This window comes from Psychrobacter sp. I-STPA10 (assembly GCF_021012795.1).
In the GTDB taxonomy this organism is placed as follows: domain Bacteria; phylum Pseudomonadota; class Gammaproteobacteria; order Pseudomonadales; family Moraxellaceae; genus Psychrobacter.
Genome location: NZ_VFYU01000031.1, coordinates 72382 through 95567, shown reverse-complemented (window position 1 = coordinate 95567; position 23186 = coordinate 72382). Strand labels below are relative to the sequence as shown.

Sequence of the window (23186 nt, the reverse complement as noted above, 5' to 3'; positions counted from 1 at the left end):
TGATGTATGCTGAAGAAACCGTAGAGTAAAACTTGGTAAACTAACGTCTCAAATAGGAGTTTACCATGACAAAGAAAACACCCCATTACACAGTAGAATTTAAAGCTGAAGCTGTCAAAAAAATAGCAGACAATGGTGGCAATGTCAGTCAAACAGCCAGAGAACTTAAGATACCTATGCAAACCCTAGCAAACTGGCAGAACAAAGCTAACCAAGGCAAGCTTAAAGGTACTCAGCAATATGACCCTGAGCTTATTGCTCTTATCGAAGAAAACAAAAGACTGAAACGTCAGTTAAAGGTAGCCGAAGAAGAAAGAGACATACTAAAAAAGGCCACAGCGTACTTCGCCAAAGTCAGCAAGTGAAGTACGCCTTTATACAAGCTAATCAACAAGACTTTAGTATTATTAGCATGTGCAGGATATTGAATATCAAAGCTTCGAGCTACTACGACTGGTTAAACCGAGACATCAGTGAACAACAAATACACCGCAATCACTGTGAACTACTCGTTAGAGCTGCGCATAGTGAAACTAAACAGCGTTATGGCTACGAGAGACTACATGCTCATCTAACAGCTCAAGGAAACGACATTAGTAAGTATATGGTCAGACGCATTAAACAAGAGCATGGCATTTACTGTAAACGACACAAACGCTTTAAAGTCACTACTGATTCAAACCATGACAAACTTGTGTATCCTAACCTGCTTGAGCAAAAATTTGATGCTAGTTGTCCTAATCAAACTTGGGTTAGTGACATCACTTATATTTGGACTAATGAGGGCTGGTTATATTTAGCAGGGGTAAAAGACATCTATACCAAAGAATTGGTTGGCTATGCGTTAAATAAATGTATGACAAAAGAGTTAGTCTGTCGTGCATTGAATATGGCAATTAGAAACAAAAAGCCCAGTAAAGGCTTACTTGTACATTCAGACCGAGGCAGTCAGTACTGTAGTGATGTATGCTGAAGAAACCGTAGAGTAAAACTTGGTAAACTAAGGAAAAAATAGCTTAAAGCGACACCAAACCAATCTGCCTTTCTGCCAATGCCTTTTGCCATTGGTTATAACGCAGTTGCTGTTGATTTTGTTGTTCACGTTGCTCGTTGGTTATTCGCTCTGGGTTATCTCGGCTTAATTTTAGCAATGCTTCATCGGCTAATAACTGCACCACCAGCCCTTGCTTGGCATGACTGGCAATCTTATCCAGTTTGCGTAACACCCCTCTATCAGGTAAGGCACGAGTGTGAATGCCTAACAATACCTGCACATCATGATTATCCAAATAATCTAATAGCCGTTGTATGTCCTCACGCCCATCAACAACGCCAAAATCTTCAATATGATGCCCTGCACTAAACTGATACCAATTATCATCATGATATGGATATTCCAATAAGGCCACCAATTTTTTGCCTTGACTGACTTTTGCTTTGGGGGCAACAGGCTGTATCTGCTCATTAAAATCATCAGCATCGACTACATCACGTTGCCAAAAATCAATGATTTTTTGATAATAGGGCAGTTTTAAATCCAAACGCATTTTATTATGCGCAAATAGCCACGCACACACTGCCCACGCCATCGCACGAGGCACAATGCCATACATCAGCAAACTACCAATAAGCAAACTTGCCCATTGTCTGGCGATTGTCAACGGCATAGGCTCAGATACCAGACGACTTTGTGCCACCGCACTGGCATCAGGCACAGAAAAACCAACCTTACTGGGTAGCCAACCAAGCCACTGAGTTAGTGTTACCAAAGTATCATTAGATAATAAGGTTGACTCCCAACTAAAGGTATATTGACGCACAATCAGTAAAAAGATAATCGCAAACAGCATACCCGTTAACGTCGCCAGCCAAAGTTGATGGCTAAAACGCCCCACATACCAGCGCATACCTGTATGTTGCAACTGGCGTTCATATAAACGCACCGACGCTTGGGTGACATCATCTTTACCACGAATAAGTTGGCTTGGGCTGATAAAACTGGTGATGATACTTGGTGATTGCTTGCCTTGATTGACCAAGGTTAATACCAACCAAGCCAGCAACATCAAGGTATGAAAACCAAGCAGGCACACCAACACATAAAAAAAGTTCACCACATTGGCTTGCAGTAGGGTAAATAATCCCAAAAATCCTGAAACACACCAAATCACACTCATGATGATAATAATACCCTTAATACGAGCATCAATCTTGCCAAGAGTACCTGCCAGCGAGCCATTGGCATCAATTCTGGAGGCACGCCAATGCAATTTTTGTATCGGTGTGCCTTGCTCATCTTTGAGCTTTTCAGTGATGAGTAGTGGGTCGGCACTAAAGACGTGGTTTTGGCTTTCAAGCTCACGTACCAGCTCGGTTAATTGGTCTTGTTTGGATAGCATAATGGCTCTACAAAATAATCAGATGACAAATATAAAATAACAAAGATAAAAGAACAAAGATAAAAGAACAAAGATAAAAGAACAAAGATAAAAGAACAAAGATAATAAGAAATAGCCATAGTATATGGATTATATCGAAGGTGGTGAACCATTTGGCATAAATTAATTATTATCAGCTAGTCAGCTCGATTGTGTCATCATAAATACGTAAAAACTGCGACTGTGATTGCATCACCTTATCGAGTAGCCCACGCCTGAGCAATGCACAAAATAACGCCACCGCATGAGCCTGACAGTTGATGGATTTTTTTGGATTAAACTCAATATCCGTAAACGCATCATAGCTTAAAAGGGGTTGATGATATTCTGGGTGAGCAGTTAAAGCAGTGATATATAGCCAATCATAAAATGCGGTTAATGGCTGATTGTCCCAATGTTGCCCCTTAAAATTAAAGCCAATAATTGCCCCTGAATTTTTTAAACGAGGGTCAGTTTTTGCCTCTTTTGAGGTTTTATCTAACAAATCCAAATATTGCACAGGTAGGCTGGCGGGCTCTGCTGTTTGAAAAATTTTACTACTTTGAAAGGCACATTCTACGCTAAAATATTTATCTGCTTGATTTGATTTATTGGTATGTTGCGGGCTACTCATCATTAAATTAAACGCACTTAATGCCACGCCTAACTTATCTTTGGACTTGCTAGAAATTTCCAATACATTATGAATATTGGCATTTTTGGCTTTTAGGGCATTATGCAATGACTCAATACATTTTTGTTTTTGTAACAATGCAAAACCTGCAAACCACTTAAAGTCCACATTTTGAATATCTACTAGATTTTTTAATGAATGGTTTTGTTTGGATTGGGTGGGGTTTGCTATAAATACAGGACGGGTCGCCATTATAGTTCCTTATCGTGTCTCAATGTTACGATATTGCAATGTTATATCAAAAATAAAAAACCATAACCAACATTTGCTGATTATGGTTTTAATATAAATGTTTAGGTTTATAGTCAAAGAGCTACTAAACAGCTACGGTGTTGTCCTCTTAAAGCAATTCCCTGGCAAGGGAGAGTAAGGGAGAGTGTCGCATACTTTTTAGAACACCACCAATAATAAGAACCTGTATTCATAATCATAATCCAAAATCAGGGGAGTTTTAAACTAAAATTGTGTAATACAAGGCAAATTTGGGGGCGAATAGTCACTCTATTTAACCTAAAATTTAACGCCGTAGTACGTCTATTTTAGGCAAAAATCTACCATTATGGGTTGTAAATACAGGTCCTAATATTAATTGTTTAAGCTTTCTGTATTGTTGGTTGCAATACTGGATGCAACATTAGCGGGTAATATTGGTTCGGCAGATAGCCACTTGTCTTCTATTTGTTGCATTTTGCCACTGGCTATGAGTTTATCAATGCCATCATTGAGCTTATCCAGCAATTTTTGATTGCTTTTTTTGGTCATGATAACCTGTTGTGAGCTGGGTGTTTCCATATCTTCATAATCTACGATATCAAACTGATATTCAGGATAGCTTTTTGCTAAATACTCTAGCACCTGTCTATCCTCAAAAATAGCATCTGATTGTTTATTAACCATCTCTTTAAATGCAAAAAATATGGAATTAGGCTCAGATAGCTGGTTATATCCACCCACGTCCTTCATTTGTTCTACCTGTTTACTACCCTTAATGCCGCTAACATTCAATCCTTTTAAATCTTCTAAGCCATGAATGGTAATTTTTTTATCATTAATTGTTGTATTGGTCTTTTCATACATAATAGCAGCCGGAACGAATATATAAGACTTTGACAGTCCATATTTCGCTGCACGATCATCACTATAAGAGATACCTGCAATGGCCAAATCATTAGCACCAGATTCTACAGAGGCAAACATATGTTGTTGTGGCATACTGGTAAAATGAACTCTAAAACCCTCTAATTCACCAATAGCTTTAATGGTATCAATATCAATACCAACCAATTCTCCTTTGGTATCTAAAAAAGCAAAAGGTGGTGCACCGCCATAAGTCGCTACATTAAGAACAGGTAAGCTGGTGTCTGCTGTATCTGTACTGACTGACGTATCATCTTGAGAATCGACAGTATCCTGCGTAGATTGATTACACCCGACTAAAGATAAAGTAGCGATTAGAGGAAAGGAGAAAAGGGCATGGTATAACGTCATAGATTTTTCCTGTTTTTTAGAAAACAGCCTATTAAGTAGTATCTTATTTACAAAGATACTACTATTTTTAATTAGGAATTACGCAGCTTCATAGTTTATTAGCGACTGGGAATCACTTACTCACTGGCTGTAGGCTGTACATAGTTCTAGAGGCTCAATATAATTCCCAGCCGCTTTATTAAAACAAATATCGTACTTTTGTGTAAGTCCTATTAGCTATTTATTAATAATAAATTAATCTTATTAAGATTATATGAATAAATTCATATAAATACAAAGATTAAAGTAAAATCGCATCAGAAAACAAGAAAGCAAAATGAGAATGTATCTTACAATTTACATATATCAGTTACATATCAATTAACCACAAACAAATCCATAAACTCATTGACTGGCGTTTGCTCAAGTTTGTCTTGGTCAGTACACAGCTCGAAAATCTGCTCACAACGAGCGGCAATAAAACGAGTTGCTAAATTGGCTTTAAACTTCGCCTCTAGTACAGGAATACCTTTCTCACGGCGACGCTTATGCCCGATGGGGTATTCCACCGCCACTTTATCAGTACTGCTGCCATCGGTGAAAAATACCTGAATGGCATTAGCAATCGAGCGTTTGTCAGGGTCATGATATTCTTTAGAATAGCGTTCGTCTTCTTCCACCACCATTTTACTGCGTAGCTCATCAATCAATGGGTGCTGAGCATGGTAGCTGTCTTCGTAGTTTTCAGCAATTAAATCGCCTGTCAGTAGCGGCACAGCAACCATATATTGGATACAATGGTCACGGTCGGCAGGGTTGGCAAGCTCGCCTTCTTTGGAGATGATACGAATGGCGGATTCATGAGTGGTTAAGACAATTTTTTCAATCTCATCAATGCGGTCTTTGACTTGCGGATGCAAAATTACTGCGGCTTCACATGCTGTTTGTGAATGGAACTCGGCAGGGAAGCTGATTTTAAACAGCACATTTTCCATCACATAACTGCCAAAATCACGTTGGAAAGCAAATTTACGCTCTTCTTCAGGTTTGGTGGCTAAGTCTTTGTTGGTGTGGCTAAACAGCACATCATAAAATCCCCATTGTGGAGCTGACAATGCACCAGGGATACCCATCTCGCCACGTTTGGCAATATCGACCAAACGTACCGCTCGACTGGTGGCATCACCTGCCGCCCAAGATTTACGGCTACCTGCATTGGGGGCATGACGATAAGTACGCAATGCTTGCCCATCGACAATGGCTTGAGAAATGGCAGCCATCACACGCTCACGTGGTAGATTTTGTAATTTAGCGACCACTGCTGTTGAGGCAAGTTTGACCAAAAATACATGGTCTAAACCGACACGGTTAAATGAGTTTTCTAGTGCCAATACACCTTGGATTTCGTGTGCCATAATCATTGCCTCAAGCACCGCTTTCATGGTGAGTGGCTCACGGCCTTGGCTGATATTAACTTGGCTAATATAATCTGCCGTTGCCAAAATCCCGCCCAAGTTATCCGATGGGTGTCCCCATTCAGCAGCCAGCCATGTATCGTTATAATCCAGCCAGCGTATCATACAGCCAATATCAAAGGCGGCTTTGATGGGGTCTAAGCGGTGCGAAGTCCCCGGAACTCTTGCCCCATTTGGGGTGATTTGCCCCTCACAATCTGCCCCTAAATGCTTGGTACATTCTGGAAAACGTAGGGCAAGTAAACCACAACCTAAGGTATCCATCAGGCAGTTGCGCGCGGTGTTCCATGCCTCGCTATTTTCTATTTTATAATTTAAAACATAATCGGCAATTTTTTGGATTTCTGGGTCATAATCTGGACGAACATTGCTTTCGACATTGCTATGTGACATATTGCTTCCCTTGCTATGTTAATTAATGAGTTATTTTAAAAGTTAAAAAATAATCATTAGCAATCAATACTTACTATCAACTGATAATGATTATTAATTAATATAGCATAAGCAAGGGGAGGACGACAATAAGAGGGACAAAGAGTTATGTGAGAAAAGACTATAAGCTTGTAACGTAGTATGTGGCATTTTTAAAACAGTTAATTTATGTAATTTTTAATTTACATTATTAGTATAATTTTCTCTAAAATAAAGATACAAAGGTAAGCCACAAGAAACACCTACTAATAAAGTTGCGATAATACTCAGTATGCGTTTATTTGGTGGAACTGGTTTTTTATCCGTGACAATAAAATATATTAAGGCAATAGCAGATATCAGTACATCTACCCATGCAAATAAGCTAATTGGGTTATCAATAATTGAATGAAAAAACAATGATATATTAAAGCCATTATTCATCAACCAAAATATAAAAATAGTATAGGGAATAACTGCCCCTATGACTGCTAGTAGTAGATAAATTATTGATTTAGGCATTGGTTTCTCCAATACGTAATTTTGTTTTAGTTAATCAGCTTTTTTTATTAAGAAACAACTGCCAAATATAAGCCAAAACCACTGCTAATAATACTCCTGTACTATTTGCCAATAAATCTAGCCACTCCCCATAACGATTGACATACGGCTGGATTAACTCAATTGCACCACTAATAGCAATAACTCCTAATAATAACCCTTGCCAATATTTGGGTTTTGCCACCGCAATGGGAAAGCTAATTGCCATATAAGCAATCAGATGATGGGTTTTATCTGTGCCAGGGGCAGGAGGTAGACTGGGTAAAGGGAGTAATGACAATACCACTGTTAGTATTAAACATAACAGTGATAATTGCCACCAATAGTGGGTTAATAAACGATATAAGAAAGCATTAATCGAGCTCAGCACGAGTAAATAAATCCAACATGGTTTGCTCATCTTCACAAAGTTGTTTAAACGCCAATGCAAAGGCTTTTAAAGTTTCTTTATTTTCTATCTCTGTATAAGCACTAAACATACCTGCTTCAGGGTCAAAATTTATAATCTCTTGCCATTCTGGGTGTTTCTCTTCAATAAAAACGCTTGCCAAACTTGCCCAATCATAGCCATTACCTTCAAATCCTTCTTCAGCTCGGCTATCAAAAATATCCATTTTATAATCACCAACATCACCCATACAAAGTGACACGCTACTATCATGTTCTACCCAAAAAAATGGAGCGATTTGTTGTTCAAACTCTTGCTGCTGTTGATTATCCATCTTGTTATCCTTAATTTCTCGTTAATTTGCATAAGTTTAAACCATTAAATAAAGTAAGCCGATGATAAAGACAGCCGCTAACAATACCAATAGTCCATACAAAAGCTTTGTGGTGGTTGCAGCCACGCTTATGGTTTTCCCCTTCTTTTTTTGGTTGGGGTCTAAAATCATTGTTACATGTTCAATACCATCTTCAAGATATGGCATACCATCAATAACAAAGCCTAACGACTGATAAAATTGGGTCAGATAAGTCTGTGCAGAGATGATAATTGGGATTTTACGATAGTGTTTGTGGCAATACTTAATCGCCTGTTTCATCATTTTTCTTGCCAGCCCTGTACCTCGATACTCGGGCATGACCAATACTCGACCGATAGAAGGCATTGGCTTGGCACCATAAACACCTATCGTTTTGGGCATCAGTGTGCTGAACTCTGGAGCAATGATACGACAATAGCCAATAAGCATTTCATTTTGATGCGCAACCAAATGTAGACAGTCAAAATCCACCTCGTCTATATCTTGATATGCACAATTTTGCTCAACCACAAAGACCTGCGAGCGGGCGCGCAGAATATGATACAGGTCAACGTTGGTCAGCTCATCGAAAGTTTTAATAGATAATTTATAAGCCATGATTTAATTTTTACTTTCCAATAGTATATAAGACTTACCTATTTTATAGATTATTGCTTATGACTCATAGTTTTTCCTTATTCGATACTGTTAGATAAAATAAAAAATTTTAGCCTAACGGAGTGACAGTTCAACAGCCCCTAATGAGTTGTATCAATCGTCAAACGGAACAAATACCTCACCCACCATAATTCGTCTTGCTGAACGGCTCATCGATACCTTTTTGGCTTGCCAGCGACCTTCAACTTGCTCGGTTTTTCCGCCCACCAATAACGTCCCAGAAGGGTGACCAAAACGCACTTCTGATAATTCACCACCACCAGCCGCTTGATTGACCAATGTACCTTGTTTCTCATCAAAGGTAGTTGCAGCAGCAGCAATGGCAACGGCGGCTGTTCCCATCATCGCATGATGAAGTTGCCCCATACTCATTGCCCGCACAAGCAAATCAATCTCATCTGCTGATACCGTTTTGCCACTTGAGGCAGTATAGCTGGCAGGTTTGGCAACCCATGCTAGTTTTGGCACATGCTGACTGCTTTGGGCTTCACTAATATCGTTAAATAATCCCATCGCCACGCCACCATAAGCACGAATGGTTTCTAACTTGGCAAGCAGTTTATCATCACTATTGACATCACCTTGCAATTCAGTACCAGTAAAGCCTAACGCCTCCGCATTAACAAAAATAGTAGGGATACCCGCATTAATAAAAGTCGCTTGTAACTCGCCCAATTCTGGATACTCTGGCACAGCAAAGCTATCAACTAAATTACCAGTGGGGAACATATCGCTAGTAGCATCTACAGGGTCGATAAACTCAACTTTTACTTCAGCCGCAGGGAAGGTGACTCCATCTAATTCAAAATCACCCGTTTCTTGTACCTGTACCTTTTGATTGGCATCTAAATAAACAGGCACATGCGCAATGATAGTTTTGCTGATATTCTCTTGCCAAATGCGTACTTCGCAAATACCACTATTTTTTGCGCCATTTTTACCATCATTATTTTTACTATCATTAAAGCTGGCAGCAACACACTCGGCATCAACCAAGCCCATATTAATCGCACATGCACCCACCGCAGCAGTGAGATTACCACAATTACCACCCCAATCTATCATTGGCTTACTGATATTTACTTGTCCAAATAGATAGTTGACATCGTGGTCGGGCTTATCTGATTTAGATAAAATCACCGATTTTGAGGTGGAGGAACTGCCATTACCCAAGCCGTCAATTTGCTTACCATAAGGGTCAGGGCTACCGATGACGCGTAATAAAAACTGGTCACAAGCCTTGCCAGCGGTTTGACAAGATTTGGGTAAATCAGAGAGTTTAAAAAATATGCCTTTTGACGTACCACCACGCATATAGGTAGCAGGAACAGAAATTTGTGGGGCAAAAGGTTGTGTAGTTTGAGTCATGGAAAGTCCTTTTAGGTTTTAATTAGAAGTTAAAAGTCATCAGATAGTAATTCATCTAAGGTTACTCTAATAGCTTTGTCTTTATCATTCATACGCTGTTCTGCAATTTTACCTAGCTCTAAATCCTCCAATAATTCCATCATTTTTTCATAGGTTTCGGCAGGCACAAGATACCCTGATGGTTTATTGTGATTTAAAATAGCAATCGGCTGACCATCTGCTTGCTTTAATAGGGCAGTGGGGTTGCGTTTTAATTCTGAGATACTGGCGGTATGATTGGCAAATATGGGTTGCATGGTTTTATCCTATTTCTTGTAACTTGTTTTTATAAGGCACTAAATTTAGGTCTTATTTTAGCAATTATTTAAACCAGTGGCTTAGATTATCAACTCAATTATCAATAATGGCTTTAATAATGATAGCGACAAGAGATGATGGTTAAATACGCTTCATCAACCACATAAACCAAACGATGACTGTCATCAATTCTACGTGACCAAAACCCTGATAAATTCTCTTTTAACGGCTCAGGTTTACCAATTCCTGAAAATGGTGAGCGTTTGCAGTCGGTAATCAGCTTGTTAATGCGTTTCAGGGTTTTTTTATCTTGTGTTTGCCAATATATATAATCCTTCCATGCCTCATCAGTCCATGCCAGCAAGCGATTGTTATCTCGTCTGCTTTCTTGCCTACTATTATTCATCGTCTAGCTCGTGCAGTTCTCTAACAGCAGTTTTTCCTGCTTGATATTGAGCGATGGATTTTGCCAAATGATTGGCATTGGCAGGGGATTTAAGCAAATAAACGGTTTCCATCAAGCTATTATAATGTTCAAGTGACATGACCACCGCATCATCTGCATCACGTCGGGTAACAATCGTCGCATCAGCATCTTCTATAACTGTGTCTAATACTTCTTTAAAATGCTTTCTGGCTTGTGAAAAGCTAACAACACGCATGGCTTATTCCTTAATTGTACAATTTATAGTACAAGTATAAGATGGTTTAGCCATATTTGCTACTCATATTGCGTAAGTCCTAATTACATGAAATTCTCAGAATCAATTGACCTAACCATAACGTTTTTACAGCCAAGCGAAAAATGTAGCTTTGTTAAATGGCTAACTAACTGATAAGCATCATGAGATATGCTAACGTGAAAAATATCATACCAATCAACTTGATTACCTTTATCATCAACTAAGCAGTATTTGTTATGAGTCATCATAAATGTAGATGGATAAGGTAATGCTTGGTTTATTTCATAGTCATATTTATTCTCATGTAAAATTCTAAAAAATAATAACCATTCTGCATGTAAATCTGGAAAATTAGCAATACTGACAAAATCTTTTAGCAGTAATTTTGCCGCTTTTTTTAATTTAGTGGTATCAATAGCATTTCCCCATTCTCCAGCATTTAAATAATGCCACGTCGAAAAATCTATTATTGCTGGCATATTTTGGATAACATGACAAGCTCGTGCAAGTTGTTGATAAACAAAAAGCCATTGATAGTCTGTCGTAATAAAATCAGTATCTAAAAAACGCATATCATCATAGTCAAATATAATAAAAATATCAGATTGATGGATTAATTGACCAATGGCTAATATTGTCCAATCAGCATAGGGGGCGGGACAAGCATAATTGGCTGCTATGCGTAAAATTAAAGAAAAATAATCTGCACCGATATAAGAAAACTCATGTTTAGTCATAATAAATGTTTATAAAAAAATGGTAGTAAAAAATGAAAGCCAAATAGCATTACTTGGCTTTCATTCATTTTATACACTTATAGCATGAGATAGAATATTCTAAGCCGCACTCTTCGCCAAAAACTCCTTAGCAAAACGCTGTAGCATACCGCCGTTATTATACATCTCGACCTCATCTTCAGTATCCAGACGTACTTTAACCGCTACCTGCTCGCTGCGACCATCTTGGCGATTAATCACCAAAGTCATCTCACCGCCTGCACTTGGCGTACCAATGACATCATAAGTTTCTGTACCATCAAGTTTTAGTGTTTGCCGATTGACACCGTCTTGGAACTGCAATGGCAATACCCCCATACCGACTAAATTTTGACGGTGGATACGCTCAAAGTTTTCAGCGACGATACATTCCACGCCTGCCAGACGTACACCTTTTGCCGCCCAATCACGGCTAGAGCCTTGTCCATAGCCATCGCCTGCGATGATAATCAGCGGTTGGTCACGCTGCATATAGGTTTCAATACCTTCCCACATACGCATGACTTTGCCTTCTGGCTCGACACGAATATAAGAGCCTTGGTCAATACTACCATCGTTTTTGCGTACCATTTCGTTAAGCAGTTTTGGATTGGCAAAAGTCGCCCGTTGGGCGGTCAAATGGTCACCACGGTGGGTCGCATAAGAGTTAAAGTCTTCTTCGGGTAAGCCCATTTTTGCCAAATACTCGCCAGCGGCAGAAGAGGGTAAAATGGCATTAGAAGGTGACAAATGGTCAGTGGTAATATTATCACCCAATACCGCTAATGGACGCATACCTTTAAGTCGATTGGCTCGTGCCATTGCCCCTTCCCAATAGGGAGGACGACGGATATAAGTACTCATCTCACGCCAGTCATATAGTGGGTCAGAGGTGGCATCTTCCAGCACTGAGGCATCAAACATGGGGATATAAACACTGTCAAATTGCTCAGGTTTTACATGTGCTTTTACTAACGCATTAATCTCAGCATCTGATGGCCAGATATCTTTTAGATACACAGGCTGTCCGTCTTTATCATAACCAAGCGCATCTTTTTCGATATCAAAGCGAATCGTGCCTGCAATCGCATACGCTACTACTAATGGCGGTGATGCCAAATACGCCTCTTTGGCATAGGGGTGAATACGTCCATCAAAATTACGATTACCTGACAATACCGCGGTGGTATACAAATCACGGTCAATAATTTCTTGCTGAATCGCAGGGTCTAACGCCCCACTCATGCCATTACAGGTGGTACAAGCAAATGCCACTACATCAAATCCAAGCTGCTGCAAGTCATCTAACAAGCCTGCATCTTCAAGGTATAACTTCACCGTTTTAGAGCCGGGGGCAAGCGAGGTTTTTACCCAAGGCTTACGAGTCAGCCCCAAACGAGCCGCATTGCGTGCAATCAAACCTGCGGCAATCATATTGCGGGGGTTCGAGGTATTGGTACAACTGGTAATGGCAGCGATAATCACTGCACCATCTGGCATTAAACCATCTTCACTTTGCGGTAAGGCTTCGTTTTCTTTATGGGCAATACCACGAACGGCAAGCTCAGCCGTCGGTACACGCGCGTGCGGGCGTGAAGGGCCAGCTAAGTTACGAGTGACTTGATTTAAATCAAACTGCAATACCCGCTCATACTCAGCGTTTGCCATACCATCAGCCCACAAGCCAGTTTCTTTGGCATACTGTTCAACCAATTGGATTTGCGCTTCGGTGCGACCAGTCAAACGCAGATAATCTATGGTTTGCTCGTCAATATAAAACATCGCTGCCGTTGCCCCATATTCTGGGGTCATATTTGAGATAGAGGCTCTATCACCCACAGTTAAGCTACGTGCGCCTTCACCAAAAAACTCAATATAAGTGGATACCACGCCTTCGTTACGCAAAAATTCGGTCATTGCCAATACCAAATCTGTACCAGTAATGCCTTCTTTAAGTTTGCCAGTAATCTCAACACCCACAAAATCAGGACGACGCATCATCGACGGATTACCAAGCATCACACTTTCGGCCTCAAGACCACCGACCCCGATGGAAATCACCCCCAATGCATCGACCATAGGCGTGTGGCTATCTGTACCGACTAAAGTATCAGGAAAGGCGACTTTTTCACCGTCTTGATTGTGCATCACTTGTATCATAGGTGACATTTTCTCAAGGTTAATCTGGTGCATAATGCCATTACCAGGAGGCACGACATTGACATTATCAAACGCCGTCTGACACCAATTAATAAAGTGGAAACGGTCTTCATTACGACGCTCTTCCACCGCCCGATTTTTGGCAAAAGCATCTTCTTCATAACCGGGGTGTTCCACTGCTAAAGAGTGGTCAACAATCAATTGCGTTGGTACAATTGGATTAACTTTGGAGGGGTCACCGCCTTGCTCAGCGATGGCATCACGCAAGCCTGCCAAATCAACAAATGCCGTCTGTCCCAAAATATCATGACAGACCACACGCGCAGGATACCAAGGAAAATCCAAGGTTTGCTTACGCTCAATGTGTTGTTTAAGGGCAGCGGTTAATTGCTCAGGAGGGCAGCGGCGTACTAAGTTTTCGGCAAAGACTTTCGAGCAGTAGGGCAGTTTGTCATACGCGCCTGCTTCAATGTCTTCGATTGCTTGACGGGTATCAAAATAATACAAATCGCTGTCAGCTAATTGTTTTTTATATTGATTATTCATCGGTTGGCTAGGTGTGGTCATAGTGATTACCTTGCTAATTGGATTGTGGGTTTGGTTAACGTGGGTTTGGTTAACAATGTTCACGCATTTTTATGGGACAAATCATAAATGTATAAGTAAAAATTTCTTTTGTTGTTCCTCGCTAAATTATGTTGGTTAAATGAGTTGAATCTTAATCTTAATTTTGTAAGTTTAGCCAGCTTTGACCACCGTGCCTTGAGCGATGGCACATAAAACCTCAGCACCATCATCACCGTTATTCACGGTATCATTATTGATGACAAAAACCTCTGCCACACATACCGCTTGTTTGCGACCGTGTGATACCGCCCGAGCATGACAACGTAGCTTTTTCCCTTGAGCAGGTTTTAGATAATTGATTTTAAATTCAGACGTTAACGCATTGCCTTGTAACGCCAAACCGCCTGCAAAAGTAATGGCATTATCCGCCAAATAACTAATCACCCCGCCATGCGCAAAGCCATGCTGTTGCAAATGATGCGGCTTTAACTCAATCTCAATGGTGGCACTGTCACTTGTTACCTCAGTTAAACGAGCTTCAATAAACTGGCTAAATGGTTGTGATGCAAAAATTTGAGTAGCAAATTCACTTAAATCCATTTATTGCATTCCTTTTGGTGTTTTATTAGGGGCTGTTGAATATTAATCTTTGTAGGAAACATTGAGATAAACTTCGTAGGGTGGATTAGCAATAACCCACCAAACCATCAGAGCTAAAAAATAAGGTGGTGTTTTAAAAAGTATGCTACCCCCTCCCTGAGAGGCGTTAAAAAATTGCATTGCAATTTTAGCCTCGCAAGGGAATTTCTTTAAATAGAAATTCCTAAAAAGAGGGCGCTAGGGGGAGGGCAAAAATTATGGTAATTCATTAAAAATAACCACAGCATACTTTTTGAAACACTAGCAAAAATAAAACTAAAACAGGCTGCTAAAGCAAGTCTTAAAAAGGCACGACTCTAGCAAAGAGATTAGTAAAAAAATCAATAAAGGGACAAATTAGCCACGCTCAGCAATGGGCGGTACTTCTCTGGGTGCTTCACCGACATATTCGGCACTTGGGCGAATGATGCGGTTATTAGCACGTTGCTCAAATACATGTGCCGCCCAACCTGTCAGGCGTGAGCAAACAAAGATGGGGGTAAATAGTTTGGTTGGAATACCCATAAAGTTATAGGTGGATGCATGGAAAAAGTCGGCATTACAGAACAATTTTTTCTCACGCCACATCACTTCTTCACAGCGAACAGATACAGGATATAACACCTCATCACCAACATCTTTAGACAGCTTCTCTGCCCAACCTTTAATAATCACATTGCGCGGGTCAGATTCGCTATAGATGGCATGACCAAAGCCCATGATTTTCTCTTTACGCTCAAGCATACCCATCAAGCCTTCTTCAGCAGCTTCAGGTGAATCAAAGCCTTCGATAAGCTCCATTGCCGCCTCATTTGCACCACCATGCAAAGGCCCACGCAGCGTACCAATCGCCCCAGTGATACAAGAGAAAATATCTGATAGGGTAGAGGCACATACACGTGCGGTAAAGGTAGAAGCATTAAACTCATGCTCTGCATACAATATTAGTGATACGTTCATCACTCGCTCATGCAACTCACTTGGAGCTTTACCAGTTAATAGATGTAAGAAATGCCCACCAATGGTGGCATCATCGGTGACACAGTCGATTTGCACGCCATCATGGCTGTAGCGATACCAGTAGTTAATGATGCTTGGGAAGGCTGCCAACATACGGTTGGTTTTATCAAGCTGTTCATCAAAGCTATTTTCTGGCTCAAGGTTGCCCAGCATAGAACAGCCTGTACGCAGTACGTCCATTGGGTGCGCATCTTTGGGGATACGCTCTAGGACATCTTTTAGTGGTTTGGGAAGGTCACGTAAGTTTTTAAGGGTTGCTTGATACTCATCAAGTTGTGCTTGGGTGGGCAGTTCGCCATAAAGCAATAAATAGGCGACTTCTTCAAATACGCACTGTTCGGCTAAGTCTTTGATATCATAGCCACGATAAGTCAAACCTGATCCTGACTTACCAACAGTTGATAAAGAGGTTTTGCCAGCGACTTGTCCACGAAGTCCTGCACCTGAGAGTTGTTTTCCTGCTGCCATAATCAATTTCCTTTTGTTTGGTTGATTTCAAGTGGTGTTAAAGTTGATTTGCTACTTGTAGCGTATGAATAATAAAAAAATTTACTGATTCATATTAATATTACAGCGTGAAAGCTCAGCCTGTATGGTTGGGTTTAATGCTTCATACATACTACCTGCACCTTCGGCATTGTTTAATGCCATATACTTTTGTCCTACGGGTGACTGCATAAACTGCTGCATCTCTGCCATCTCTTGCTCAGAAGGGGCTGGCAGGGGATTGGTTACCTGTTGTCCGTTGAGTGTTTGTAGCTGCTCATTGCCATAGATAATCAATTTTTTGCCAACATCAGAGGAGTAAAACGCATTGAGCTTATCAAGCTCTTCTTTAGTCAGTTTGCTTTCAAAATAAGCTTGTGACTCTGCTAAGCCAATATTTTTATCACGCGCTTCAAGACAAGCTTTTTGTTCAGCGGTTAGTTGTCCGCTGTTAATCAACGGTTCAAATACCATATTATTTAAAGTATCCGAACTAAGCTGTGCTAAAGTCGTATCAACACCAGTTGCGGGTGCTGCTGGTTCAGGCGTTGCTACATTGTCATTATTTTCATTGACTGTAGTATCTGTCGTTGTTGGCGCGGTTGTGGCTGCCTCCGTGGTCTCTGTCACAGTTGCCGTATCAGTAGTAGTATCAGTGGTTGATTCTTTTTTATCACAACCACCAATCAACAGCACTGTTACCAAAGCAACCGTTGTGAATGCTACTTTGGTCGTAGGTTTTGCAGTATATAAACTCATAAATTTCCTATTAAATTAACCTTTATGGTATAAATTTAGTCATCAAGCCAAAGTGGCAATAAACTAAAGTAGAGACATTCTACTACTTTTTATCAGCAAATAGTTTGTCTAAGGTTTGCTCAAACTGATGGTAATTTAGAAAATCATATAGCTCCATACGAGTTTGCATGGTGTCAATGACATTTGCTTGTGTGCCATCTTTTAGGATATGTTCATAGACGTTAAGGGCCGCTTTATTCATCGCACGAAATGCTGAGAGTGGATACAGTACCATTTGTACGCCAACATTATAAAGCTGCTCGGTGGTATACAAATCCGTTTGTCCAAACTCAGTCATATTTGCCAATACTGGTATCTCTAGCACATCGGTAAACTTGCGATACATCTCGATATCGGTCAAGGCTTCAGCAAATATCATATCCGCACCTGCTTCTTGAAAGGCAACAGCACGCTCAACAGCAGCGTCTAAGCCTTCAACTGCTAAAGCATCCGTACGAGCCATTACCACAAAATCAGGATCAACTTTAGCGTCCAAAGCAGCTTTTAGGCGGTCAACCATCTCATTAGTAGAGACAATCTCTTTATTAGGACGGTGGCCACAGCGTTTTTGTGCCACTTGGTCTTCAATATGTACTGCTGCCACGCCAGCTTTTTCCATTTTTTTGATGGTTTGGGCAATGTTAAAGGCGCCACCCCAACCTGTATCAATGTCGACCAATAAAGGCGTATCCACCGCATTGGTGATGCGATGAGCATCTTCTAGCACATTATCTAGACTGGTCATACCCAAGTCAGGTAAGCCATAAGAGGCATTAGCCGCACCGCCACCCGATATATAGACAGCTTTATGACCCACTCTGGTTGCCATCATTGCAGTATAAGCATTGATTGTACCAACGATTTGTAAGGGTAAGTTTTGCTCATTTTGTTGTTGCATGGCTTGACGAAAGCGTGCACCTGCAGAAAGCTGAGACATGGTTGATTCCTTTTTTATTTGTGATTGATAAAGCATCTTATTGGTAGGATTATGATAGCGATTTGTGCGGGCAGGGGAAAGTAGTTGGTTTGGGTTTATATTGCTATATATTTAAGATTAATTGATTTTTATATTTATAAAATTTTAATCTATTTGTTTTTCAAATAAATATATCACGATAATAAATAAAAAGGCTGGCTTGTATTCAATAGTTGCAACTTGATGGGTTCAATCTATGATCTTTTATTACATAAAGTTACAAAAATATTATGGGTACACGCCTGAATGGTGATTGTTGTTTTATCTTGCTGTCATTTTTTGCGTACATTTTAATTTGATGCATTTTCAAAGCGGCGATAGGTGATGCCTTTTTCTTCATAAATACTATAAATTGCTTCTAGCAATGCAGCAAAAGCAGGGTGAGGAATACTTTGTAATATATTAAGGTAAATGGGGGAGGTGGCATTTTCATGTATCAAACGCTGATAGGTGATTTGCTGGGTGCGTACTGTTTTTAGGCTATCAGGTACTAAGGTAATGCCTTCACCGGCTGCCACCAATCCTAATGCGACTTGTAAATCACTCACAGTCGTGGTGTTATAAGGCTGGATACCATGTTGGGCAAATAGATGTAATAAAGGCTCACGCACTGCATCGGGGCTTGATATGGGCAGGTGCGTTTGATGATATAAAATAAGATGATTGTCAGCTAAATTCATTAAGTGCTGATTGGGTACATTTGCTAAGGGATGCAGCTTGGGTAATGCCACCACATAACGCTCATGGCGTAACAAAATTTGCCTGACCTGAGTAGAAGTTGGCAGATTTTTGTGTGGGCGCTGCTGACCATCCACTACAGAGGAAACAAGTTTTTTGGCGGTGTCACTTGTCTGTTTTGATAACCGCTTTGTAGACAATGAACCATTTATAGAAATTGGTGCGGTATGAGTATGAGAGGTAATGGCAAAACGTCCAAATCCGACATCAATCTCGCCTGATTTAAGGGCGGCAATTTGCTGATAAGAGTTGATGTCTTTTAGCTGTATTTCCAGATCAGGCATGGACAACTTTAGGCGGCTAATAATATCAGGTAATAAACCATAAAGCACCGAAGGTACAAAACCAATATTTAATGTAGATTGTGGCGTTGCAATGCGTTTGGTGATGTTAATCACCGTTTCAAGCTCTGTTAATAGTGATTGTGTGTGTTGCAAAAAAAACACGCCAGCAGGGGTTAGCTGTAAAGGGCGATGATAACGATCGAGTAGCTGGGTGCCGATATCTTCTTCAAGCTGCTTAATTAGACGGCTTAAAGTAGGTTGTGATAATTTTGTCGTGGTTGCTGCCTCACTAAAACTTTTTGAGACAGCAACGGCATGAAAAGCATGTAATTGTTTAAGCTGCATAACCATTCTTTAAAACATACTTCAATACATAAAAAAATCCCACAACAACAGACACTATTTACTTGTGCCTTCTAATACTTGCTCAATCTGCACAGTTTGACCATCTGCTAAGATGATGTTACCTGAGCTGATTTTGACAGTGACAGATTGGGGATCTTTGATTGCACGAATGATATTTAAGTTTTCAATACTACTACTCACTGCCATTTTGCCAGAGGAACTAGGGGCAATGGGTGGATTGAATGTGGTGATGGGGACATTAATATCCATGCCTTTTTTAAACGTATCTGCCTGCATGGTAATGGTACCAGCAAATGATTCAATAGGCTGCATACCATTGTTAGTCAACAGCAGGCGTAGTTTGACATTGTTTAGCCCTTCCTCACTGCTTTGCTCAATCGGCAGCAAGGTAATGGGATAGGTTTGGGCAAAACTAGGATTTTGGGTTGCTGTGTCAATTGGGCTTTTTTTACCAGTAGGATTATTCGGGTGCAGTGCTTCATATTCACGTTGCTGTTTGAGTGCATCACCAATGGTAGTACGTGGCATTGCACCAGAATCATAAGCACCACTGAGTTTCATCCGTAGCATATATCGGCTAAGTAGTTGTCTATCTTCGCTAGAGAGCTGATCAAAAGTATCACCTAGTTTGTCCTCCCAGCGTTCAGCATTGGTGGGAATGGTTTGTTTCATTGGATCTTTTGTGATCTTTTCACAGCTTGTCAATCCCAATAAAGCCGTGAGTAGAGCCGCACAAATAGGGATCAGAACAGGTTTTTTGGCAAAAAATGGGCTCATGGTTTGCTCCAGTTAGATTCTTATATTCATACTTTGATATAAATTAAATGCCAATACAATACAATCAGTGTAAACTTCTTAATACAGATAGCACACCTCATATATTGATTCTAAGTCACCCAGTAAAACTGCGATATTTATGCAAACATGCCAGCCAAATTCAGCAAGAATAAGAGGGTAAATCCTGCCAAAAACACCAGTCCTGCAATGGATAAAGCTTGCATACCAGCAGAAAGTCGTTGGCGACTTTTAACCAAGGAGTAATTTAACCAGCCAAAAATGGGCGCTGAAATAAAGGCAGAAATCATGGCAAATTTAAGCATGTCTGCTAATTTACCAGTAAAGAAAGCAATGATGATAAGACCACCAGCAGTAGCATAAGTGGTCCAAAATAGCACTTGCTTCTGACTGATTGCTGTCTCACCTTTGAGTAAACGCCAACACTCCGCATTGGCTCGTCCATAACCATCAGCACAGGTGATGGTTGTGCCAAACATACACATAAAGGCAACAAAGGCAACCAAAAATCGAGACCACTCTCCAATAGTCGCGGTATACATATTAATAAGCTGTCCGACATAGGCAGCACCGCTTGCCGTTTGAATTTCTTCTCCTGAGCCATATTGCACATACACGCCTAATGCCAAGAAAAATAAAGCCAAAATTGCAGAGGTGGCATAGCCCACATTAAAATCAATTAAGCCTTGACGGTGGGTTGTGTGATCAGTTTCTACTTTTACCGAAGTCCACATTGAGGTGATGGCTGCAAACTCAAGCGGTGCTGGCATCCAGCCCATTAATGCCACAATAAAGCCCAGTGTGGCTAGATTCCATGGTGATGCAGCAACAAAATCAGCAGTCATCACCGCAGGTTGTCCAGCGGCAATCAACACCGCCGCAATGGTAGTGATGGTCAATGCAATCATGATCCATTTAGTCACCCCATCGAGCAGTTTATAATGCCCAGCAATCAAAAATACCCATGATACACCCATCACAATCAGCGATAGCATGACCGTCGATAACTCAACACCAGCAGGCAACATAAAGCCCAATATCACGGCTGCTAACAATGCCACTGCACCTGTACTAATCACCGCAGAAGCAATGGATAAGATAAAATATATCCATAAATAAGTTTTGGATTTTTTGGCATAACCTGCAATCAAACTCTCGCCAGTATCATAAACATAGTCTGTACCAAAGCGAAAAAATGGATATTTAAATAGATTGGCAAGAATAATCATAATTGCCAATTGCCAGCCATATAAAGCTCCTGCTTGGGTTGAAGAGATCAAATGAGATCCTCCAATGGCTGCTGATGCCATTAATATACCAGGGCCAAATATTTTCCAGCTCATTTTTTTTGGCGTCGAGGCAGGTTCGGTGTGATTGGTTTGCAAAGTCATGGTTTCCTCAATTTAATATACAGCCCCTAGATAGAGCCTATAATTGGTTAAAAAACGCAGACTTTAACACGTCTATGAGACAATGTTGAATATTTTTTAGTCAACTGCATACCTATTTATATAGGTTATAAATGTCAGTTTGCTTGAAAAAATTGTACAGTTATCTATAAATAATATTTTCGTGATTACTTTAAGCATTAGTTTGGTTATAATAAAACTCCTTTCTACTTCATGATTCTGTCTGCCTTATGAAAGATTTTTTTAAGAAAAAGCGATCATCACAGCCACAACAAAATAAAACCAGCCCCACTAAAGGGGAGAGTCGTGGTAAAAAATTTTTAAATAGATTTGCTAAAAAAAAGCCACAGGTAGCACAAAACAACACTGAGACTGTTGACACTAGCAGCACAATGCCCCCTAATGATGGCAAAGCACACACCACAAATGGCCAAGTTCCCATATCAACATCGACACAGAATTTATCCAGTCATGATATGAGCAATGATGCCACATTGTCTACAGCCAGCATCTCAACGCCAGAATGGCGCAATAATAACTATAATATGCAGACATGGTATTCGCTAAAGGGTCGTATTGGGCGGGTGCAATTATTAGCATATAGTATGATATGGGGCATTGTTGTTGGTATTTTGCTGATTGCTGCAATGATTACTGGTTTAAATCCAATGGTATTCATGGGTGGCGTACAAGCTGATAGCGCACCGATCATCTCTTTAGCTCTATTACTGCTAATGATACCGGCATGGATCTTTTCGGTGATTATCTTACCTAAAAGACGATTACATGATACGGATAAAAGTGGTTGGTGGCTGTTACTTTACTTTGTACCCATCGCCAGTTTGTATCTTTTATATTTACTTTATTTCAAGCCTGGAGATAGTGGTAGAAATAAATATGGATTGCCCCCAGCTCCTTATAGTAAAGTAGAGTTGATATTAGCGATATTAGTACCTGTCTTTAGTTTACTCAGTCTGGGTTTATTGAGTATTTTTTCTGCGCAACTTGCTGCCATGCAGCCAGAGGTAACACAAACACAGGTTATCGAGGCTGATACTAATAATGCAGTGGTAGTAGCTGATGAGCCACAACAAGATGAGGAAATGAATACTGATGATACATTAGATGGTATCGATCCAGAGTCTGCTGCTCAAGTACAAGGTGCGATCGATAATGCTGTCAATAATCCCCAACCTCCCGAAGTCACCTATGATGAGTTTGTACGAGAGGCCCAAGCTAAGATTTTGGTAGATAAAAGTCAGCCTCCTGCTGATGAATCTGCTCTTGGTGACATATTTGTTGATGGTCAGAGTGACAATCAAGCCGAAACGGATGCTGCTACCAATAATAATGAATAAAATACAAAAAACAGACTGCCTTCCTTACGGCAATAAAATTC

The 23186-nt window shown here is 40.4% G+C and carries 22 protein-coding genes and 1 pseudogene; 2 read left to right on the top strand and 21 right to left on the bottom strand.

The features are described from left to right. Positions 1-65: 65 nt before the first annotated feature. A pseudogene (locus tag FHK89_RS14350) lies at positions 66-961 on the top strand (IS3 family transposase); the annotation flags it as partial. Positions 962-1016: 55 nt separating this feature from the next. Here FHK89_RS14350 and FHK89_RS14345 read toward each other — a convergent pair. From FHK89_RS14345 to FHK89_RS14245, 21 genes are all read right to left on the bottom strand, one after another. Beyond that, positions 1017-2399, bottom strand: a complete 1383-nt coding sequence (locus FHK89_RS14345; RefSeq protein WP_230661664.1) for a DUF2868 domain-containing protein — start codon at positions 2397-2399, stop codon at positions 1017-1019. Positions 2400-2571: 172 nt separating this feature from the next. Beyond that, positions 2572-3303, bottom strand: coding sequence for a DarT1-associated NADAR antitoxin family protein (locus FHK89_RS14340; RefSeq protein ID WP_230661662.1), 732 nt, complete (start codon positions 3301-3303; stop codon positions 2572-2574). 393 nt (positions 3304-3696) lie between these two features. Further along, entirely contained in the window at positions 3697-4599 is a 903-nt protein-coding gene (locus FHK89_RS14335; protein WP_230661661.1) for a substrate-binding periplasmic protein, read from the bottom strand. Positions 4600-4955: 356 nt separating this feature from the next. Beyond that, on the bottom strand, positions 4956-6446 hold the full coding sequence (locus tag FHK89_RS14330) for a bifunctional 2-methylcitrate dehydratase/aconitate hydratase (protein ID WP_230661659.1): 1491 nt from the start codon (positions 6444-6446) through the stop codon (positions 4956-4958). Positions 6447-6662: 216 nt separating this feature from the next. Next, positions 6663-6986, bottom strand: a complete 324-nt coding sequence (locus tag FHK89_RS14325) for a DUF2834 domain-containing protein (protein WP_230661658.1) — start codon at positions 6984-6986, stop codon at positions 6663-6665. Positions 6987-7020: 34 nt separating this feature from the next. Then, on the bottom strand, positions 7021-7395 hold the full coding sequence (locus FHK89_RS14320) for a VanZ family protein (RefSeq protein WP_230661657.1): 375 nt from the start codon (positions 7393-7395) through the stop codon (positions 7021-7023). Continuing rightward, entirely contained in the window at positions 7379-7747 is a 369-nt protein-coding gene (locus FHK89_RS14315) for an immunity 51 family protein (protein WP_230661656.1), read from the bottom strand. Before FHK89_RS14315 ends, FHK89_RS14320 begins: the two co-directional genes overlap by 17 nt. Before the next feature lie 36 nt (positions 7748-7783). Next, positions 7784-8386: a GNAT family N-acetyltransferase gene (locus FHK89_RS14310; protein WP_230661654.1), complete on the bottom strand. Its 603-nt coding sequence runs from the start codon at positions 8384-8386 to the stop codon at positions 7784-7786. A 153-nt stretch (positions 8387-8539) separates the two neighbouring features. Beyond that, positions 8540-9814, bottom strand: coding sequence for a 2-methylaconitate cis-trans isomerase PrpF (gene prpF, locus FHK89_RS14305; protein WP_230661652.1), 1275 nt, complete (start codon positions 9812-9814; stop codon positions 8540-8542). Positions 9815-9843: 29 nt separating this feature from the next. Beyond that, positions 9844-10110 (bottom strand): type II toxin-antitoxin system Phd/YefM family antitoxin, encoded by a 267-nt coding sequence (locus FHK89_RS14300; protein WP_230661650.1) that lies wholly within the window; start codon positions 10108-10110, stop codon positions 9844-9846. A 113-nt stretch (positions 10111-10223) separates the two neighbouring features. Further along, a complete protein-coding gene (locus tag FHK89_RS14295) occupies positions 10224-10517 on the bottom strand; it encodes a Txe/YoeB family addiction module toxin (RefSeq protein ID WP_230661648.1) in 294 nt (97 codons plus the stop codon). After that, entirely contained in the window at positions 10510-10773 is a 264-nt protein-coding gene (locus FHK89_RS14290; protein WP_227430350.1) for a type II toxin-antitoxin system Phd/YefM family antitoxin, read from the bottom strand. Before FHK89_RS14290 ends, FHK89_RS14295 begins: the two co-directional genes overlap by 8 nt. An 83-nt stretch (positions 10774-10856) precedes the next feature. Next, positions 10857-11531, bottom strand: coding sequence for a hypothetical protein (locus tag FHK89_RS14285; protein WP_230661646.1), 675 nt, complete (start codon positions 11529-11531; stop codon positions 10857-10859). 99 nt (positions 11532-11630) lie between these two features. Next, positions 11631-14255 carry a Fe/S-dependent 2-methylisocitrate dehydratase AcnD gene (gene acnD / locus FHK89_RS14280; RefSeq protein ID WP_230661670.1) on the bottom strand — a complete coding sequence of 875 codons (2625 nt, stop codon included), beginning with the start codon at positions 14253-14255 and terminating at the stop codon, positions 11631-11633. 192 nt (positions 14256-14447) lie between these two features. Next, entirely contained in the window at positions 14448-14876 is a 429-nt protein-coding gene (locus tag FHK89_RS14275; protein WP_230661644.1) for a PaaI family thioesterase, read from the bottom strand. A gap of 396 nt (positions 14877-15272) precedes the next feature. After that, on the bottom strand, positions 15273-16403 hold the full coding sequence (prpC, locus tag FHK89_RS14270; RefSeq protein ID WP_230661642.1) for a bifunctional 2-methylcitrate synthase/citrate synthase: 1131 nt from the start codon (positions 16401-16403) through the stop codon (positions 15273-15275). An 81-nt stretch (positions 16404-16484) separates the two neighbouring features. Then, entirely contained in the window at positions 16485-17180 is a 696-nt protein-coding gene (locus FHK89_RS14265; protein ID WP_230661640.1) for a DUF2059 domain-containing protein, read from the bottom strand. Positions 17181-17262: 82 nt separating this feature from the next. After that, positions 17263-18156, bottom strand: a complete 894-nt coding sequence (gene prpB, locus FHK89_RS14260; RefSeq protein WP_230661638.1) for a methylisocitrate lyase — start codon at positions 18154-18156, stop codon at positions 17263-17265. A 329-nt stretch (positions 18157-18485) separates the two neighbouring features. Next, positions 18486-19562, bottom strand: coding sequence for a LysR family transcriptional regulator (locus FHK89_RS14255; protein ID WP_230661636.1), 1077 nt, complete (start codon positions 19560-19562; stop codon positions 18486-18488). A gap of 54 nt (positions 19563-19616) precedes the next feature. Beyond that, complete coding sequence (locus tag FHK89_RS14250) at positions 19617-20360, bottom strand: hypothetical protein (protein ID WP_230661635.1); 744 nt, start codon at positions 20358-20360, stop codon at positions 19617-19619. A gap of 137 nt (positions 20361-20497) precedes the next feature. After that, positions 20498-21769: an NRAMP family divalent metal transporter gene (locus FHK89_RS14245; protein ID WP_230661633.1), complete on the bottom strand. Its 1272-nt coding sequence runs from the start codon at positions 21767-21769 to the stop codon at positions 20498-20500. A gap of 248 nt (positions 21770-22017) precedes the next feature. On the opposite strand from FHK89_RS14245, the gene FHK89_RS14240 reads away from it, so the two are divergent. After that, the gene (locus FHK89_RS14240; protein ID WP_230661631.1) at positions 22018-23145 is read left to right on the top strand and encodes a DUF805 domain-containing protein; all 1128 of its coding nucleotides are present in this window, start codon (positions 22018-22020) and stop codon (positions 23143-23145) included. The last annotated feature ends 41 nt before the right edge of the window (positions 23146-23186 follow it).

Coding starts and splice junctions, on each gene's coding strand:
- FHK89_RS14245 (WP_230661633.1), bottom strand. CDS start 21,769: ATGACTTTGCAAACCAATCACACCGAACCTGCCTCGACGCCAAAAAAA.
- FHK89_RS14345 (WP_230661664.1), bottom strand. CDS start 2,399: ATGCTATCCAAACAAGACCAATTAACCGAGCTGGTACGTGAGCTTGAA.
- FHK89_RS14290 (WP_227430350.1), bottom strand. CDS start 10,773: ATGCGTGTTGTTAGCTTTTCACAAGCCAGAAAGCATTTTAAAGAAGTA.
- FHK89_RS14255 (WP_230661636.1), bottom strand. CDS start 19,562: ATGCAGCTTAAACAATTACATGCTTTTCATGCCGTTGCTGTCTCAAAA.
- FHK89_RS14295 (WP_230661648.1), bottom strand. CDS start 10,517: ATGAATAATAGTAGGCAAGAAAGCAGACGAGATAACAATCGCTTGCTG.
- FHK89_RS14265 (WP_230661640.1), bottom strand. CDS start 17,180: ATGAGTTTATATACTGCAAAACCTACGACCAAAGTAGCATTCACAACG.
- FHK89_RS14240 (WP_230661631.1), top strand. CDS start 22,018: ATGAAAGATTTTTTTAAGAAAAAGCGATCATCACAGCCACAACAAAAT.
- prpB (WP_230661638.1), bottom strand. CDS start 18,156: ATGTCTCAGCTTTCTGCAGGTGCACGCTTTCGTCAAGCCATGCAACAA.
- FHK89_RS14315 (WP_230661656.1), bottom strand. CDS start 7,747: ATGGATAATCAACAGCAGCAAGAGTTTGAACAACAAATCGCTCCATTT.
- FHK89_RS14300 (WP_230661650.1), bottom strand. CDS start 10,110: ATGCAACCCATATTTGCCAATCATACCGCCAGTATCTCAGAATTAAAA.
- FHK89_RS14330 (WP_230661659.1), bottom strand. CDS start 6,446: ATGTCACATAGCAATGTCGAAAGCAATGTTCGTCCAGATTATGACCCA.
- FHK89_RS14325 (WP_230661658.1), bottom strand. CDS start 6,986: ATGCCTAAATCAATAATTTATCTACTACTAGCAGTCATAGGGGCAGTT.
- FHK89_RS14285 (WP_230661646.1), bottom strand. CDS start 11,531: ATGACTAAACATGAGTTTTCTTATATCGGTGCAGATTATTTTTCTTTA.
- FHK89_RS14335 (WP_230661661.1), bottom strand. CDS start 4,599: ATGACGTTATACCATGCCCTTTTCTCCTTTCCTCTAATCGCTACTTTA.
- FHK89_RS14340 (WP_230661662.1), bottom strand. CDS start 3,303: ATGGCGACCCGTCCTGTATTTATAGCAAACCCCACCCAATCCAAACAA.
- acnD (WP_230661670.1), bottom strand. CDS start 14,255: ATGAATAATCAATATAAAAAACAATTAGCTGACAGCGATTTGTATTAT.
- FHK89_RS14250 (WP_230661635.1), bottom strand. CDS start 20,360: ATGAGCCCATTTTTTGCCAAAAAACCTGTTCTGATCCCTATTTGTGCG.
- FHK89_RS14310 (WP_230661654.1), bottom strand. CDS start 8,386: ATGGCTTATAAATTATCTATTAAAACTTTCGATGAGCTGACCAACGTT.
- FHK89_RS14275 (WP_230661644.1), bottom strand. CDS start 14,876: ATGGATTTAAGTGAATTTGCTACTCAAATTTTTGCATCACAACCATTT.
- prpC (WP_230661642.1), bottom strand. CDS start 16,403: ATGGCAGCAGGAAAACAACTCTCAGGTGCAGGACTTCGTGGACAAGTC.
- prpF (WP_230661652.1), bottom strand. CDS start 9,814: ATGACTCAAACTACACAACCTTTTGCCCCACAAATTTCTGTTCCTGCT.